The following is a 16,568-nucleotide window of genomic DNA, read 5'->3' on the forward strand; positions in this document are numbered from 1 at the left end:
AAGCGAACACGAAAATGATAAACCTAAAACATTCTGCATTGTTGCTATTAGCTGTAAGTGCATCGGCATGCGTTGCAGAGTCAACACGCACGGCTTCTGAAATTCACGATCAAACCCTCACGCTTGATACACATATCGATATTCCGCTCACCTATATGACGGAAATTAATCCTGCTGAGTTGACGGACTTACAAGTGGATTTGCCAAAGCTCGCCGAAGGAAAATTAGATAGCGGCTTTTGGATTGTATATACCCCACAGGGTGACCTAACGGATGAAGGTTATGCGCAAGCCTCAGAAATTGCCGAAACGCGCATTGCCGCTATCACCGCTTTAACGCAAACGCACTCAAACAATTTCGAATTGGCCAAAACGGCAGCCGATGTTCGCCGGATTGTGGCCGCAGGTAAACATGCCGTATTGGTGGGTATGGAAAATGCCTATCCATTAGGGGAAAGCATTGAATCTATACCTTTCTGGGCAGAGAGAGGGGTGCGTTATGTCGGGCTTACCCATTTCGGGCACAACCAATTTGGTGATAGCTCGAACCCAAATAGCCAAAGAGACCAAGGGCCAAAGTGGAATGGTCTGTCACCTCTTGGACAAGACCTCGTTCGCGCGCTTAATGATAATGGTATTATGGTTGATGTTTCCCACACAGGGAAAGCGACAATGATGCAGGCCGCGGATTTATCTCGGACGCCGATTATCGCTTCGCATAGTGGTGTGAAGGCAGTAGCCGATACGGAACGCAATCTAGATGATGAGCAGTTACTAAAGATTAAGGCCGTAAATGGAGTGGCCCAAATGGTCGCTTTAGGCGCCTATGTGAAGCTTCCAACAGCCGAACAAAAGGCGGCCAGAGACGCGCTGGATAAAGAGTTTGGGGATCGCAGTTCTTGGGATCAAGCTAAACGTAATCTGTATGTCCTTCGCCGCGCTGAGATTACAGCGATGGCTCCAGAAGCTAATGTTTCGGATTTTGTGGATCATATTGACCACGCCGTTAAAGTCGCAGGTATTGACCATGTGGGCATTGCATCGGATTTTGATGGCGGCGGCGGTGTGGAAGGCTGGAGAGATGCCTCAGAAACTGAGAACGTCACTGCAGAGCTTGTTAGGCGCGGTTATTCTGAAGGCGATATTGCGAAGATTTGGGGTGAAAACTTACTTCGCGTTATGGAGGCCGTAGAAGCTGACGCGAATTAAATCGGCCAGCTTAAGCGCTATTTCTTAGAATGAGATAGGCTAAATAGCCAATATAAGCGCAAATTAAAACAAAGCCTTCTAAACGGGAAATACGTTTCCGGGTAAAGGCAAAGAGGAACATAAACAGGGTTGCGGCGATTAAGATAGCGCCGTCCCAAAGCGTAAATCCGCCTAAATCTTTCAGCGGGTAAACTATGCCTGTTATGCCGAGAACGGCAAAAACATTAAAGATGTTGGAGCCAATAATATTGCCAAAGGCAATGGCATTTTCTTTCTTAAAGCTCGCCATGATTGACGCAAAAAGCTCCGGTGCGGATGTGCCAACACCCACTATGGTAATTCCGATAATTGCTTCAGAGACACCAAAATCAGAGGCAATAGCCGTTGACCCTTTGATAAGAAAATCTGCTCCAAATACTAAGAGGGCAATGCCAATAAGGCTTAGAAACAAGGCTATGGGCATGGCCAGATTTTGAATGACCACATCGCCTTCTAATTCGTTTTTATCGGAGATAAATAATTGCGTCATGTAAACAATGAAAACTGCAAAAAGAACGAGGCCAAGCCAAATAGGTAAGACCCCGAAATAGATAATGAAAAAACAGGTCACCGAGGCCAGCATAACGAAAAAGAAGTCGAGCCCTAATCGATTGCGCGGTACCACGAGCGGGAAAATAAACGCGCTCACACCCAGTATAAGTAATAGATTGGCGATATCAGACCCCACAACGTTTCCAAGAGCAATCGCATCTTCGCCCTTTGCTGCAGCGCCGAAACTGGCGACGAATTCAGGTAAAGAGGTTCCGAAACCCACAAATGTCGCGCCAATTAGCGCTTTGGACAGACCCATTTTATTCGCGATTGCAACAGAACCTCGTACAATTAACTCGCCCCCGCCTACGAGGAGAAGGAAGCCTAATAGAATCCATAGAATGTTAATTATCATTAGGGGAACTCAGTGTAACAGAGTGAAAGTGTCATAAAAAATGGCTCTCACATTTTGTAAGAGCCAAATCAATAGGGCCATCGACCCTATACAATTATATTTGAGGAACGTGCCTTATTTACGCAGCAATATAGGCGCGCCAAATCCTAGCGCGTTTAATCGCTCAGCTTGTGAAGAGGCATCGCCAACGACAATAATCCGCATGGCATCAGGGCGGATATGGGTGGCCATAAGGGCTTTAGCGGCTTCAAGATCCATGGCTTTCACACGCTCCATACCTTTAGATTGATTATCATCTGGCAGGCCATTTCGGCTAATGGATTGAACAAGGCGGAGCTTATCACCCAGCGTTTCATTTTTAAGCGCTTGGCCCCGTAACAAGGCTTCCTTGGTTTCGTCTAACTCTTCGGCGCCCATGTCTTGGCTATGCGACTCTAAAATGCTGTCGATAAGTTCAATACTTTCTTTAGTCGCATTGGTGCGCACTGACGTGCTGACGCCAAATTGCCCTTGGGTTTCATTACCAGAAGCAAAAGAGCGAATGCCATATGTATAGCCCTTATCCACCCGTAATGTGGTGTTGAGCTTTGAGGTGTAAATGCCGCCAAGCGGGAAGTTAAGCGCCTCTAGCTCTGCATAAGCAGGGTCAGTCATTGCCAGTGCAGGTCGCTCCATACGAATGACAGATTGTTTGGCTTCTGGAATGTCATAGAAATAGATTTCTGTTTTTTCGACAGGGGCCAGTTTAGGGAGCGACAGCGCGGCGACTGGGGTCTCGACAGGATCTGATAAAGAGCCGAACACATTCTGTACTTCATCTGTTTTGAAGCTTCCGACGATATTTAACGTAGCCGTCGATAAATCATAATGCTTCGCGTAAAACGCTTTCACATCATCCAGAGTAATAGCCCGGACTTGTGCTTCTGTTCCTGAGCCTGCAATAGATAGAGGGGTTGCCTCAGTATATCGTAATTTGAGTGCTTCACGGCTCGCGATAAAATTCGGGTTCGCTAATTGGGCGACCGCATTTTGAGCATAGCTTTCTTTTAGCGTTTCAAATTCTTGAGTGTCGAATTTGGGGGCATTAATCATAGCCTTCAAAAGCGCCACCGTTTTCGGTAAATTACGCGCTAATGTTTTCCCGCGAATGGTTGTGATTTGATCGCCTGTCGAAACCGAGAGCTCAGAACCAATAGCGCCAAGGGCCTCTTCAAAAGCGGCTGTGTCTAATTCGCCTGCCCCTTTGGTCAACATATCCCCGGTTAGAGCCGCTACGCCGGGCGTTGATAAGGGGGCTCTGATTTTCCCCGCGTCGAAATCGAGAGAAAACTCAATAAGAGGCACTTCGTCTGATTGAATCCCTACCATTGTAAGGCCATTTTCGCCCGTTCCATGCCAAATTGTGGGGGAGGGTAGCGTGTAGCTTGCGCCAAATTCAGGTTCAACGGTACGGTCAAAGGAAGATGGCGTAGGCTCAAAAACCCGTGCCGATGGATCGTAAGGCACATCTTTTTCCGCGCCTTGTACTACGACTTCTTCGACAACAACGGCTTTTTCAGCCCCTTCTAGGCCTAGTTCTATTGCGCCTTTGGGAACGAAACTCGTCGCAACGTAATGTTTGTCTTTGATATAGCGTTGATACACATCCATGACGTCATCGGCGCTTACAGCGCGTAAGCGTTCAATATCTGTGGTGAAAAAGGCTGGGTCACCTTTGAAGACATTATATTCACCAAGGGCAATAGCCTTGCCGAGTGCGCTTTGTACTTCGTCATACACGCCGACCTCAGCTTGGGTTTTGATACGTTCGAGGGCTTCTGTTGGAATACCATTGCTTTCAAACCGAGCAAAACCTTCCCAAATCGCTGGCATTAGCGCATCAGTGTCTTCTCCTGCTTTTGGGGACACAAACAGGTAAAGCTCACCGGCTAATTCTTTCGTATAATTAAAGCCATCAACACGTGTGGTGAGTTGCTGTTCATCAACCAAGACTTCATTCAAGGGCGCGCGTTTGCCATCAGTAAGGTAGTTTAGAAGAATGTTAAGGGCATAAGCGTCTGGGTGATATTCAGGGACGGCAGGCCAAGCGATAGTCAATTGCGGAACGGTTGCGAAATTATCTTCATGATTGACTTTTTTGGTCGCGGACAGGCTAGCGGGTTCGGCTTGTGTTTTGGGCGTTGGTTCCGAAGCCGGAATTTCGCCGAAATATTTTTCAACCATTGCCTTGGCTTCGTCCATCTCAAAGTCACCTGCAATCGTGACGGTGACATTGTCAGGACGATACCAATCAGCGAAGAAGTTTTTAGTGTCTTCAAGAGAAGCATTTTCAAGGTCTTCTAAGGACCCGATAACTTGGTGATTATAAGGGTGCCCAACAGGATAAATCGCTTTGCCAATCACATAGAGATTGTGGCCATAGGCTTGGTTATCGACGCGTTGGCGTTTTTCATTTTTAACGACCTGTTTCTCGCGGTCGATGACGTTTTGATTGACGGTATTGATGAACCATCCCAGCTTATCGGCTTCGGCCCATATAATTTTTTCTAATCCATCCTTGGGAACAGCTTGGAAATATTGTGTCATATCATTGGTGGTGAAGCCATTTGTACCTTCTCCGCCAATACGCGTATTCATTTCATCAAGACCGCCATAACCAAGGTTTTCGGAATCCAGAAAAAGGAGATGTTCAAAGAGATGGGCAAAACCAGTCATGCCAGGCTTTTCACGTCCTGAGCCGACATGCACAGCAAGGTCAATAGCGACGACAGGATCGGAGCGATCGACATGAAAAATCACATCGAGCCCGTTATCCAAGGTGATTTTTTCAAACTCCAAAGTCGGTAGGGCAGAGGATTCGCTCGATGGGGTGTCCGTTGTTGAGGGGCTCTGATCGCAGGCGATGAGGGCTAGGGGGGCAAGTAACAGCCCAACATGTTTAAAAGAAAGCGTCATGAAGATATCCCAAATTATATTATTTAGGAAAATATAGGCTATGATTTACTGTTTGTCGATAAAAATACGGAGAGTCCAGAGGACTTAATTAAGAAGCGCAAAGTTTGAGCACTTATCGGTCAAAACGCCCTGATTGCGTATTTTTATGGATGTCTTGGGCGTTGAACACCTGTCCGTTCATCACGCCATAAACTCCATTAGGTAGAGTCTGAGCGGCAATAATGGCGCCGCCCACATTGAAGCCAGCATCAGATTTTCCCAAGGATTGCGGACGCATGGCCCCCGTCAATACAACGGTTTTACCCTCTACTTTGCCATCTAAATATTTGGCTGTTAACTCCATGGAGCCTGTACCGTGTGTGATGACAATGCGGTCCTCAGGCGTTGCATTTACAGATTTCAAGATGATGTCTCTATGCTCATCTGTCATGTCTAGGCTGTCCATTTTCATCAGAACATGCAGCCGTGGACTGTCACAGCGTCCAGTTTTGAGTATGTTTTGCACCCGCGTTTTGCCGCCACCGCCAAAAATAAGACTTTCTGTCAGCGTGTCGTGAATTTTGTCGAGCGTGCCGCCCGTAATCAATATGGCAAGATTAGAATTCATAGCTCCCTCTAAGCAAAAACGACTCTGAGTCCAAGATGAATGTCAGGTAAACAGTAAGTTGAGCTGTCACAAATTTATCTGGCTTCTTCTTTTGTAATGTGGGCTTCGTGCCTATATAGGGCAGGAAGACAATTGGAGGGCAGTATGCTTTTAACGATGATGAAAGGCAAAATTCACCGAGCAACGGTGACACAAGCTGATCTACATTACGAAGGTTCGATTTCTATCGACCAAGACTTACTCGATCGCGCTGGTATTCTGGCGAATGAGCAGGTTGATATTTTAAATATCACAAATGGGGAGCGTTTTACGACTTATGCGATAACCGCGCCCCGTGGATCAAAAACTTTTGGTTTAAACGGTGCTGCCGCACGCCGCGTCCAGCTTGGTGATAAAATTATCATTATAACATATTGCCAAATGGAAGCTGAAAAGGCGCGTAATTACGCACCGAACGTCGTTTTATTGGATGAAGATAACGAAGTGATACTTCCGCCGGCGCATTAAACTTTACGGCCCTGAGGCGATTGACATAATTGAAGTAAAAAAGGCGATCATTTTATGACCGCCTTTTCTTTTATTAGTTCGCTGCCCTCTATTCTTCGATAGCGTATGATAGGTTAACTGTTACGCTCATAGATTGCTCTCCGGGCGAGATTTGTGTCGACGCATCGCTCTCTGCACGTACAGACATCATCATGGGGCGCGGTGAAGGGTTATAATTGCTCTCATTCAGACTGAGCAACGGCCCCAATTTCACACCAGCGGCAAGGGCCATCCTTTGCGCTTTGGCCTTTGCCTCTTTAATCGCTTTTTCTCTGGCTTGAGACATTGCATTTGTTGGGTCAGACAGAGAAAATTCTACACCATTTATGTTGTTTATACCTGCACTCACCAAAGCATCTAGCATAGTTCCGACAGATTCTAGATTTTCGCTCTTCACCGTTAATGTATTGCGCGCTTCGTAGCCGTTAATTTTTGGGGCTTGGCGATTGCTGTAATCGTAACGGGGTTGAAGCGATAATTGGCTCGTCTGAATATTCTTTTTTTCAATGCCTGCCGTTTCTAAGGCATCAAAGACAGTCGTCATAAAACTAGCATTATTCTGCATGGCTTCACGCGCTGATTTCCCCTCACTGACCACGCCTGCCGTAACAGTTGCACGGTCTGGGGCCGCGGAAACCGCGCCTGTCGCACTGACTTGAATACTTGGTGGGTTTGCATTGCCTGTCGTGATATAGGTTGGGCCACCTGAGTTGCACGCGGCCATTCCAAGTGAGGCAGCGCCTCCTAAAATCCAATTTTTCATAAAATTCTCCAATTTTTTATTAGGCTATGTCTCTTGTCTATAGTTGGCAAATGTCACAGCCTCTGACACAAGCATAGCATAATGAACCCGTCGCATTGCTGAATAATATGGCCGTTTTGAGACTGAAAGACAGAGAATACAGGTAAATTATGGTGAAATCGGTTGTTATTATTGGGGCCTCTCATGCGGCGGCCCAGACATGCGTTAGTCTCCGACAAGGGGGCTGGGAAGGCGATATAACCGTTATCGGCGATGAAGCGGTTTTACCCTATCACAGGCCGCCTCTATCAAAGGATTTTCTATCCGGCCAAAAATCAATTGATGATATTCTTATTCGTCCAGCGGAAGTGTATGAAAAAGCGAAGATAGATTTGAAGCTTGGTCATCGGGTCGGTTCTATTAATCGTCACGAAAAATCAGTTTTGACAGATGACGGTCAGGTGTTTTCTTATGATAAACTTGTCCTCACAACTGGCGCAAGAATAAGGCGATTACCTATTGCAGGCGAAGATTTAGAGGGTGTGTTCTATCTGCGCGATACAAAAGACGTATTGGCCATAAAAGCAAAGGCTGAAACCGCCACAAAGGCCGTCATCATTGGCGGCGGATATATTGGATTAGAAACAGCCGCGTCTTTGCGAAAACAAGGCCTTGAAGTGGTTGTTTTGGAAGCCATGCCACGGATTTTACAACGAGTGACCGCCCCAGAGATGTCTCAGTTTTACAAGCGTATTCATAAAGAAGAAGGCGTAGAAATCTTTGAGACTGTTATTGCCTCTGAAATTCAAAAAACGGATAAGGGCTTATCCGTTTCGACGTCCTGTGAAAAAACGTTCCAGGCAGATATGGTGATCATTGGAATTGGGGTAATCCCTAATATTGATTTGGCAGAAACGGCAGGACTGAACATTGGAAATGGCATAGAGGTCAATGCATTTTGTCAAACCTCTGACCCCGATATCTATGCGGCCGGAGATGTAAGCTGGCATTACAACGCGATTTATGACACCCATCTGAGACTGGAATCGGTTCCGAATGCGACGGAACAAGCCAAGGTGGTGGCGCAACATATTAATGGGACGCCCAAGCCTTATAATAGCCTGCCTTGGTTCTGGTCTGATCAGTTTGATTTGAAGCTACAAATCGCTGGCCTCTCAACAGGCTATGATGAGGTGATTATTCGCGGTGATGCCGAGACAAGCCGTAATTTTGCGGCTTATTATTTTAAGAAGGGCCGATTCATTGCGGTCGATGCCGTGAATGCCCCGCGTGACTTTATGTTTGGAAAAATGTCCCTGACTAAAGGGGTGAATTTAGACAGGTCAAAGCTCGCCAATCTTTCAATTGATTTGAAGAATTGCGTGGCCCTCTAAAGGGTCAAAATAAGAGTGGTAGGGGGAGAGGGACTCGAACCCCCGACCAATCCGTTATGAGCGGACGGCTCTAACCAACTGAGCTATCCCCCCATTCAGGACCTGCTCTACAGAATGACCGTTCTATAGCGGTAGGAGAGCGGACTGCAAAGCCTCTTTGTCTAGTTTGTCAGCACTTTTTCCACGCTTGATTTCCAAGCTTTTAATACGGTTTCCCGTGTTTCGGCATCCATATCGGGTTCGAACCGTTCATCAAGCTGCCATGCCGCTTTTACAGTATCAAGCGAATCATAAACGCCTGCGCCAATTGCAGCGAGGGCGGCTGCACCGAAGGCTGTGGTTTCAAGCACTTTTGGGCGCTCTACAGGGATATCCAACACGCCAGAGAGGTAGTCCACCATCCAATCATTCGCCACCATGCCGCCATCGACTCTCAGAACTTTGGGGTCTACGCCGTCTTGGGCCATCGCCGTAAAAAGGTCATAAGTTTGATAGCAAACGCTCTCTATTGTGGCGCGGATAATTTCTGCTCGGCCCGTATCGCGGCTTAACCCAAATAAGCCGCCGCGCGCATCAGGGTCCCAATGCGGCGCGCCGAGCCCCGTGAAAGCGGGGACAAGATAAACCCCTTTATTACTCTCAAGGCTCCTGCAATATTTCTCTGTGTCGCGCGCGCTTTTGATAATCTGTATGCCATCACGCAGCCATTGGACGGCGGCGCCTGCTATAAATATTGACCCTTCAAGCGCATATGTAACCTGTCCCTCTAGGCGGTAGCAAATCGTGGAGAGCAAGCGATTCTTGGAAGTCACACATTCCTCGCCTGTGTTTAGGATGACAAAACAGCCTGTGCCATATGTCGATTTAATGTCACCGACCTCAAAACAGGCTTGACCAATCGCGGCGGCTTGCTGGTCGCCTGCGACGCCCAGAATAGGGATGTCTTCATTCAATACGGTGCAGGTGCCGAAATCAGCGACGCAGTCTTTCACATCCGCAAGGCCCGAGCGGGGGACGTTGAATAGCTGAAGTAAATCCTCATCCCAACATTGCGTGTGAATATTAAACAGGTTTGTTCGGCTCGCATTGGTGGCATCTGTGGCGTGGCTTTTGCCTTCTGTTAAGCGCCAAATCAGAAAGCAATCGACAGTCCCGAAAGCGAGCTTGCCTGTCTTGGCAAGGTCTCGTGCGCCCTCGACTTCGTCTAAAATCCAAGCAATTTTACTCGCGCTGAAATAGGGGTCGTGAAGCAGACCTGTTTTTGCATTCAACTTTTCTATGGGGAAGGTTTTCGCCATCTTACGGCAGACAGCGGCCGTTCTGCGGTCTTGCCATACAATTGCATTATAGAGGCATTCACCCGTTTCGCGGTTCCAGACTAAAGTTGTCTCGCGCTGGTTTGTGATGCCTATGCCTTTGACTTGATGGTTATTATCTTCGCAAAACTCATGGGCATCTTGGAGCGTTTTCAGAACAGATTGCCATATGGTTTCTGGGTCGTGTTCAACCCATCCATCTTGGGGATAAATTTGCGGAAATTCACGTTGGGCCGTAAAGAGAATTTTGCCTTTGGGCGAAAAAACTAAAGTGCGCGAACTTGTCGTGCCTTGGTCAATAGATAAAATAACATCGCTCATAAGGGGACTTTAATTAAGGTTTCGGCGTGGTCAATTTTAATTATGCAGCATAGCGTCTGGGTCTTTTGCGGCCTATACCTATGCTATGAATGGTTGGCCAATCCCCATAGAACAAAGTGTCATCACATATCTGGCGTTTACAGCGATAATTATTGCTCGTTATTTCGCCATTGTATGGCCCATTCATTGGGCGCTGTGGAAAAAGACGCCCAAGCGGGCGCGAAGGTTGTCAAAGAGAGAGCCAACTGCCGCCACCATACGGAATGAAATTACCCTCTCTGTCCTTAGCGCCTTTATCTATGCGCTACCTGCCGCGATAGTCGTTGAGATGTGGAAGGCGGGCGGGACGGCGCTTTATAGTGGATGGCCCCAAAGTGTATGGGGGTGGCTATATCTACCATTCTCTATAATGGTTTATTTAATTGTGCAGGATAGTTGGTTTTATTTTACGCACCGCCTGATGCACCACAGGCGTTTATTTAAATGGACACATGCGGGGCATCATCGATCCGTCCAGCCTACGCCTTGGGCGAGCTTTTCCTTTGATCCAATAGAAGCCGTAAGCTCCGCTTGGCTCCTCCCTGTCATGGCGCTGTTTGTTCCGCTTCATATAGCTATGGCGCTATTCCTCTTAATGCTCATGACGATAAACGCCGTTTTTAATCATGCAGGTTGGGAAGTCTATCCTGAGCGCTGGATTCGCGGATGGTGGGGGCGGCACATCATTACTGCCAGTCACCACAATCTTCACCACACAAAGTTCAAAGGAAATTATGGCCTATATTTCAGGTTCTGGGATAAATTATGCGAAACAGATATTGGTGTGGATTAGTTTGGCAGAACAAAAAGAGACCAGAATACGCGAGCATCATTTAGTGCGTGTTCACGTCCTAGTTTAGGGTCATAATCTGTGTTCAAAAATATAAGGTAAGCTAACTTCAAAAGCTTTTCCAAATGACACAGGCATGTTTCAGCCATCTTTATAGTTGCGATGCTTGGTAAGTTTTGAGTTCCTCGGTGAGCTAAGCCCGAATCACGAAGTTTCTTCAGCTCTTGATATGATGAAGATTTTTCAAGTGACTTATATAATCGTATGAAAATATCAATAGACAGAGACTTTTCTTTAACAAGGTCGTTTAACAGTTGACGCTGGACAGGACAACTATCTGATTGAGAGTATATATCTCTACATCTTTCATAGAGCCAATCGGTCTTATTTAATTTTTTAATTAGTGCGGGTACTGAACTCGTTGACCTTGTGGCATCCATCATTCGGCAAATGGCCATGACAGCGTCTTGTTGATGTACCAAATCTATATGATTGAAAGTAATGTATGCATTGCCAAAAATCTTCTTGTCAGACTTTAATTTGGCCGCAATATCTGCTCTAATTAAATTGCTTTTTGCACGTGTAGTCTTGTGTATTACTAAACTATATTGCGCTCTCACTAAATCAGCGTCGAAATGTCGGATAATAGTTTCTGACTCCGAGTAATTGGTCGACAAATCCTACTGTCCCTTCAATTTTTGCATTTCATCACGCAACCTTGCCGCTTCCTCAAACTCTAAATTTTCAGCGGCTTCGAACATGCGCTTCTCGAGATCGGCCATAATGGCTGTGAGGTTGCCGCCCATATAAGGCTCTTGCTCACCCTCAGCGGCTTCAAGATATTTGCGTTTGATTTGACCGCTGGGTGTGTATTTATTCGCATCGTCTTTGATTTTTCCCGCCGCTTCGCTATCGCCGACAATATCGGCCACGCCGCGCAAAACGGTTTGCGGTGTGATGCCATGTTTTTCATTATAGGCTTCTTGAATTTCTCGGCGGCGATTAGTTTCGCCCATAGCGCGGTCCATCGAACCTGTTACTTTATCGGCGTAAAGCACGACTTTCGCTTCGGCATTCCGCGCGGCGCGTCCAATCGTTTGGATAAGCGAGGTTTCAGAGCGAAGAAAGCCTTCCTTATCCGCATCCAAAATACCGACAAAGGCGCATTCAGGAATGTCGAGACCTTCGCGAAGGAGGTTAATCCCGATGAGTACATCAAATTTACCAAGCCGCAGATCGCGGATAATTTCGATACGTTCAAGCGTGTCGACATCGCTGTGCATATAACGCACGCGAATGCCTTGGTCGGTCATATATTCCGTTAGGTCTTCGGCCATTTTCTTGGTCAAAGTGGTGACGAGCGAACGATAGCCGCGCGCGGCCACTTTTTTAACCTCGTCAATCACGTCATCAACTTGGTTGGCTCCGTCTGTGGAAACTGGACGGATTTCGACGGGGGGATCAATAAGGCCTGTAGGGCGAATAACTTGCTCGACAAAAACGCCGCCTGTGCGCTCCATTTCCCAATCGCTCGGTGTGGCTGAAACATGCACAGTTTGTGGCCGCATCGCGTCCCATTCTTCGAATTTAAGTGGGCGGTTATCAATACAGCTAGGCAAACGAAAACCATGTTCGGCGAGCGTGGATTTACGACTGAAGTCGCCCTTACTCATAGCGCCAATTTGCGGCACAGAAACATGGCTTTCATCCATAAAGAGGAGCGCATCTTCTGGGAGATATTCAAATAAGGTGGGCGGTGGTTCACCCGGCGCGCGGCCGGTTAGATAGCGCGAATAATTTTCAATACCATTACAAAACCCACTAGCGGCCATCATCTCAAGGTCGAATTCAGTCCTTTGGCTAATGCGCTGTGCTTCGAGCAGTTTGCCATCTGCTTCGAACCGCTCAAGCGTGTTATTTAATTCGTGTTTAATCCCTTTCATCGCCGATTGAACCGTGGGGCGAGGGGTGACGTAATGCGAGTTCGCATAGACTCGCACATTGCTTATCTCACGTTTAGTTTTCCCCGTCAGCGGGTCAAATTCCGTAATCGAATCGATTTCATCTCCAAAGAAATCAAATCGCCATGCCATGTCATCATAATGCGCGGGGAAGAGCTCAATTGTATCACCTCTAACGCGGAAAGAGCCGCGTTGGAAAGCGAGGTCATTGCGTTGATATTGGAGCTCGACCAATTGCGCCATTAATTGGCGAGGATCCATGTCTTGCCCGCGCTGCAAATCAACCGTCATGGCTGTATAGGTTTCAACGGATCCGATACCGTAAATACAAGACACAGAAGCGACGATGATAACGTCGTCGCGCTCTAAGATGGCCCGTGTTGCCGCATGGCGCATACGGTCAATCTGCTCATTTACGGAACTATCTTTTTCAATAAAGGTATCTGTCCGCGGCACATAGGCTTCGGGCTGGTAATAATCATAATAAGAGACGAAATACTCGACGGCATTGTCAGGGAAGAAGCTTTTAAATTCTGCATATAGCTGCGCGGCCAGAGTCTTATTAGGCGCCATAATCAGAGCCGGGCGTTGTGTCTGTTCAATGATTTTCGCCATGGTAAAGGTTTTACCAGAGCCCGTAACACCAAGCAGAACTTGATCGCGTTCAATCGAATTTAAGCCATCACAAAGTTCTTTAATGGCTTTGGGTTGATCGCCTTTGGGCTCGAACTCTGACACAAGGCGAAACCGTTTTCCGCCCTCAGACTTTTCGGGTCTTTCAGGGCGATGGGGTTGCCACATGGACAAATTCGCTTCGGGCCTTAACGGGGTGATGTTCGCCATGCGTTCTATTTAAGCGCCTCCCCCTGAATTGCAAGGGAGAGGCAGTTTAAATCAGCTAGCCAAAGGCATCATATTGATGCGTAATCGCTATCGTAATTTGGCGGACAAGCTGAGAGGCCCGTTCCATAGGTTTAATAATTGTCTCGGCAATGTGCGGATAGCCGCCAGAGCCGCCAACTTTTAATCCGGCTTCCTCGACTAAATCTTCTGTCCAAGTCAGCGCGGCCTTGTTTTCCGGATAGCGCTGTTTCAATTCCTCCAAAATTTGGTCAATTTGGAAGGTCTGAAGGCGCTGTAACACATTCATCTGAGATGTATTTTCGTCGCCAATGGCGGGAAGGTCTGTTGCAATTATCATCATTTTCATGACGACAGCCAAGCGGAGGGCGTGAAGTATTTTCAACGTCTCTGGGTCACAATCTGTACAGACTAAGTCTGACTGCCCTAAAGTATTATCGCTATTGAACTGGTCCATACGTAGGCGATTGGCCAAATCTGTAATTTGCGAACGCCATTGGCTTTGGCTGAGGGTATCGGCCACAGTCAGGCACCGCTCGGCAAGCATGGGTTCAATCCCCGAAAGCGCGCGGCTAATCCAGAAGCCGGGGTCAAATAAGCGACCATAGGCTGTCAAAGCTGAGAGCTGTGTTCGGCTCTGAGAAATAGCAACCAATCGGAAGATAGAGCGCGCTCGCGCTGAATTTTCTAAGAGATTAGCAAATTTTTCAGGATCAATCGCTGCCGCACGACCAACACCGAAGATGATGTTCGCTGGCGTACTGAATTGCTGCAATATCGCATTATGCGGAATGGCTCGTAATTGACGGGGGTTGAACATATCCGTTCCGTTCCCACCTTGCGCCCGTTTTACGGCGCGGGACCCCGTTGGGATAAGTACATTTTGCCCGAAGCCACCTAATATCGTTAAGTAATTTGGATCGCGATAGAGACTGTCTTGTTCCGAGCCGATAGTCCGGAATATATCCCAAGAAAAATCATTTTCTGTATAAAAACTGTCATCTTCAGCTTGGCTTCTATCCGCATATCGCGCGGCAATAAGGGATAGGGTTGTGCCTTCGGCCATAGCGGGTGTTTGGAACCAGAGGAAACCATCACCGCCTTGAAAGCTAAGTTCATGACAAAGGTGAAGCCCGCGTTTTTCAAATTGGCGGATTGCCCATGGGCTCATGGCATAATCAACACGTTCTTCAATTGCACCAGGATGTCCGCCGCGCCCTAAGCCTTCGCCGTGCGTGTTAAAGACAAGCGGTGTTACATCTTGCATCTCATATTTTTCCATCTGATGAGCAAAATGAGAATGTAGACGTTCAATCGCGAGGGTTGCTGGGATTTGACCCATAAAGCGGCCCGCATCAGAAAACCCCGTTTGAATAGCAAAAATACCACGGGCTTTTACGTAATCGCGATAGACAGGGTTGGCGAGCATTTTGCCAATAATCCGTCCGCCATTATTGAGCGCGTCTGCTGTTTCAAATAAAGGCGAGATGTCTAAATGGTTTTCAAGCCCATATAATCGCGCCAAATAAAGCACGCCGAGCGGGACAAGGCTGTCTTCTGTTTCTGCAATCAAAAGACGGATAGGCGTTTTATCATCGATATATTTATGAATTTGCGCCGACAAAATCATCTTCTCATGCGCTGTGCTTTTTTCTAGCGCGAGTGAGGCAAAGTTAACGGGCAGGGCTTCGACCTCTTTTGTGAGTTTTGTAGCGCGGTTTAAAAGTGTTCGGTTGTCGGAACTTTTGCGGTCCATACCGAAGATAGGTTTAATTGCCGAAAGCACATGGCGCGCATTCAAACGGAAATGGATGCGAGCTGTGCCCAAGCCGAAAGCGACCATTTGCGCCCGTAAGACAATAAGGGCTTTCGCACTGTCATCACCAGCCCCCTCAATTGTTTCACCTAATAATTTTATGGCTTCATCCAAATTGGTGAAACGACGTGTTGACCCCCGCGTAAGATTATTGGCGGCGGCTACAAGGTTCTCTGGTAGCGTAATATCTTTTTCAAACAAAGTGAGGTCACGCTTTGAACTGGCTGCAGCGTCTGAGAGTTTATCAACCAATGTGTCGAGAGCCGCTTCACTCTTGGATGAGAGCCCGCCGAGAGATTGTAAATTCCGGGCGCTTTTAAGATAGCGCTGTAACTGGGTATATTTCTCGGAAAGACGAAGCCGTAATGCGTCCCCCCAGGAAATATCGGTCCGGCCATCAATGTCATAACCAACCCAGCTATAGGCATCCGCCAAATGCGGGGTCAATGTCTTCCATTGTTTCGGGAAAGCTTTCTGAGCAACCGATAAAGTTTTGGAATTAATCAGGTTCAAAGCCCCTTGAATACGTTCCAAAGTGGCCTGCGTGTCTTCATGTTCTTCTATTAAAGTCGGGGCACGTTTAGGTAGGTATGGATGTGTTTTTAGCTGTGCTTTTTCTGCCTCATACTCTCCCTCTGGTTTTGAAGCCAAAGCACCGAGGCAATTGCGAATATCGCGGGAAAGGGAAAAGGTTGGGTGCGCCGTCAATACTATGCCCAAACCTGGCTTTTCAGCCCAGTTTTTAAAGGCTTCCCAGCCTTCTTTGGCTTTGGCTTTGGCGATATCATCGACTTTGGTATTGAACGCTTCTAGCTGTTCCAAACCTGCGCGTCGTCTTAGGCGCCTTGCCCGAGCAATAGCGCCTTGGTCTGATAATTGTTTAATGAGGGCTTCAATATCCTTGAAAGCGATTTCACGTTCCTCGACATTTTTGGAAATGTCATAGGCCAGCAGTTTCACCACATTGGCTTGCGGGTCTTGGATGACCGCATCTTGATGGTGTTCTAACTGACTGCGAAGTTTTGCAAGAAGTTCGTCGGCTTTTGGAGGGCGCACTATTTAACCT

At 47.3% G+C, this 16,568-nt stretch carries 12 protein-coding genes and 1 tRNA gene; 4 read left to right on the plus strand and 9 right to left on the minus strand.

The features are described from left to right. The first annotated feature begins 14 nt into the window (after positions 1-14). Positions 15-1,208 carry a dipeptidase gene (locus DES40_RS00070; protein ID WP_121098551.1) on the plus strand — a complete coding sequence of 398 codons (1,194 nt, stop codon included), beginning with the start codon at positions 15-17 and terminating at the stop codon, positions 1,206-1,208. Positions 1,209-1,218: 10 nt separating this feature from the next. Here DES40_RS00070 and DES40_RS00075 read toward each other — a convergent pair whose 3' ends face one another. The 3 genes from DES40_RS00075 to DES40_RS00085 all read right to left on the minus strand — a co-directional run bounded on the left by DES40_RS00075 (position 1,219) and on the right by DES40_RS00085 (position 5,716). Beyond that, positions 1,219-2,154 (minus strand): calcium/sodium antiporter, encoded by a 936-nt coding sequence (locus tag DES40_RS00075; protein ID WP_121098552.1) that lies wholly within the window; start codon positions 2,152-2,154, stop codon positions 1,219-1,221. 114 nt (positions 2,155-2,268) lie between these two features. After that, entirely contained in the window at positions 2,269-5,109 is a 2,841-nt protein-coding gene (locus DES40_RS00080; protein ID WP_121098553.1) for a M16 family metallopeptidase, read from the minus strand. A gap of 112 nt (positions 5,110-5,221) precedes the next feature. Then, entirely contained in the window at positions 5,222-5,716 is a 495-nt protein-coding gene (locus DES40_RS00085) for an asparaginase domain-containing protein (RefSeq protein WP_121098554.1), read from the minus strand. 144 nt (positions 5,717-5,860) lie between these two features. Between DES40_RS00085 and panD the strand changes: the two genes are divergently transcribed. Next, positions 5,861-6,223: an aspartate 1-decarboxylase gene (gene panD / locus DES40_RS00090; RefSeq protein ID WP_121098555.1), complete on the plus strand. Its 363-nt coding sequence runs from the start codon at positions 5,861-5,863 to the stop codon at positions 6,221-6,223. An 88-nt stretch (positions 6,224-6,311) separates the two neighbouring features. Here panD and DES40_RS00095 read toward each other — a convergent pair whose 3' ends face one another. After that, positions 6,312-7,025 (minus strand): SIMPL domain-containing protein, encoded by a 714-nt coding sequence (locus DES40_RS00095; RefSeq protein WP_121098556.1) that lies wholly within the window; start codon positions 7,023-7,025, stop codon positions 6,312-6,314. Between the two features lie 152 nt (positions 7,026-7,177). On the opposite strand from DES40_RS00095, the gene DES40_RS00100 reads away from it, so the two are divergent. Further along, positions 7,178-8,398 carry an NAD(P)/FAD-dependent oxidoreductase gene (locus tag DES40_RS00100; RefSeq protein WP_121100276.1) on the plus strand — a complete coding sequence of 407 codons (1,221 nt, stop codon included), beginning with the start codon at positions 7,178-7,180 and terminating at the stop codon, positions 8,396-8,398. 16 nt (positions 8,399-8,414) lie between these two features. On the opposite strand, the gene DES40_RS00105 is transcribed toward DES40_RS00100, so the two are convergent. Beyond that, positions 8,415-8,491 (minus strand) — tRNA-Ile (locus tag DES40_RS00105). Between the two features lie 68 nt (positions 8,492-8,559). Next, entirely contained in the window at positions 8,560-10,035 is a 1,476-nt protein-coding gene (glpK, locus tag DES40_RS00110) for a glycerol kinase GlpK (RefSeq protein WP_121098557.1), read from the minus strand. An 85-nt stretch (positions 10,036-10,120) separates the two neighbouring features. On the opposite strand from glpK, the gene DES40_RS00115 reads away from it, so the two are divergent. Then, positions 10,121-10,867 (plus strand): sterol desaturase family protein, encoded by a 747-nt coding sequence (locus DES40_RS00115; RefSeq protein ID WP_121098558.1) that lies wholly within the window; start codon positions 10,121-10,123, stop codon positions 10,865-10,867. On the opposite strand, the gene DES40_RS00120 is transcribed toward DES40_RS00115, so the two are convergent. The 3 genes from DES40_RS00120 to DES40_RS00130 are packed head-to-tail and all read right to left on the minus strand — an operon-like array spanning position 10,864 to position 16,558. Further along, positions 10,864-11,541 carry an AbiU2 domain-containing protein gene (locus DES40_RS00120; protein ID WP_147405798.1) on the minus strand — a complete coding sequence of 226 codons (678 nt, stop codon included), beginning with the start codon at positions 11,539-11,541 and terminating at the stop codon, positions 10,864-10,866. The genes DES40_RS00115 and DES40_RS00120 overlap by 4 nt on opposite strands. Positions 11,542-11,544: 3 nt before the next feature. Beyond that, entirely contained in the window at positions 11,545-13,668 is a 2,124-nt protein-coding gene (gene uvrB / locus DES40_RS00125) for an excinuclease ABC subunit UvrB (protein ID WP_121098560.1), read from the minus strand. A 55-nt stretch (positions 13,669-13,723) separates the two neighbouring features. Then, entirely contained in the window at positions 13,724-16,558 is a 2,835-nt protein-coding gene (locus tag DES40_RS00130; RefSeq protein WP_121098561.1) for a phosphoenolpyruvate carboxylase, read from the minus strand. Between the last annotated feature and the right edge of the window lie 10 nt (positions 16,559-16,568).

This window comes from Litorimonas taeanensis, assembly GCF_003634015.1.
Lineage (GTDB): Bacteria > Pseudomonadota > Alphaproteobacteria > Caulobacterales > Maricaulaceae > Litorimonas > Litorimonas taeanensis.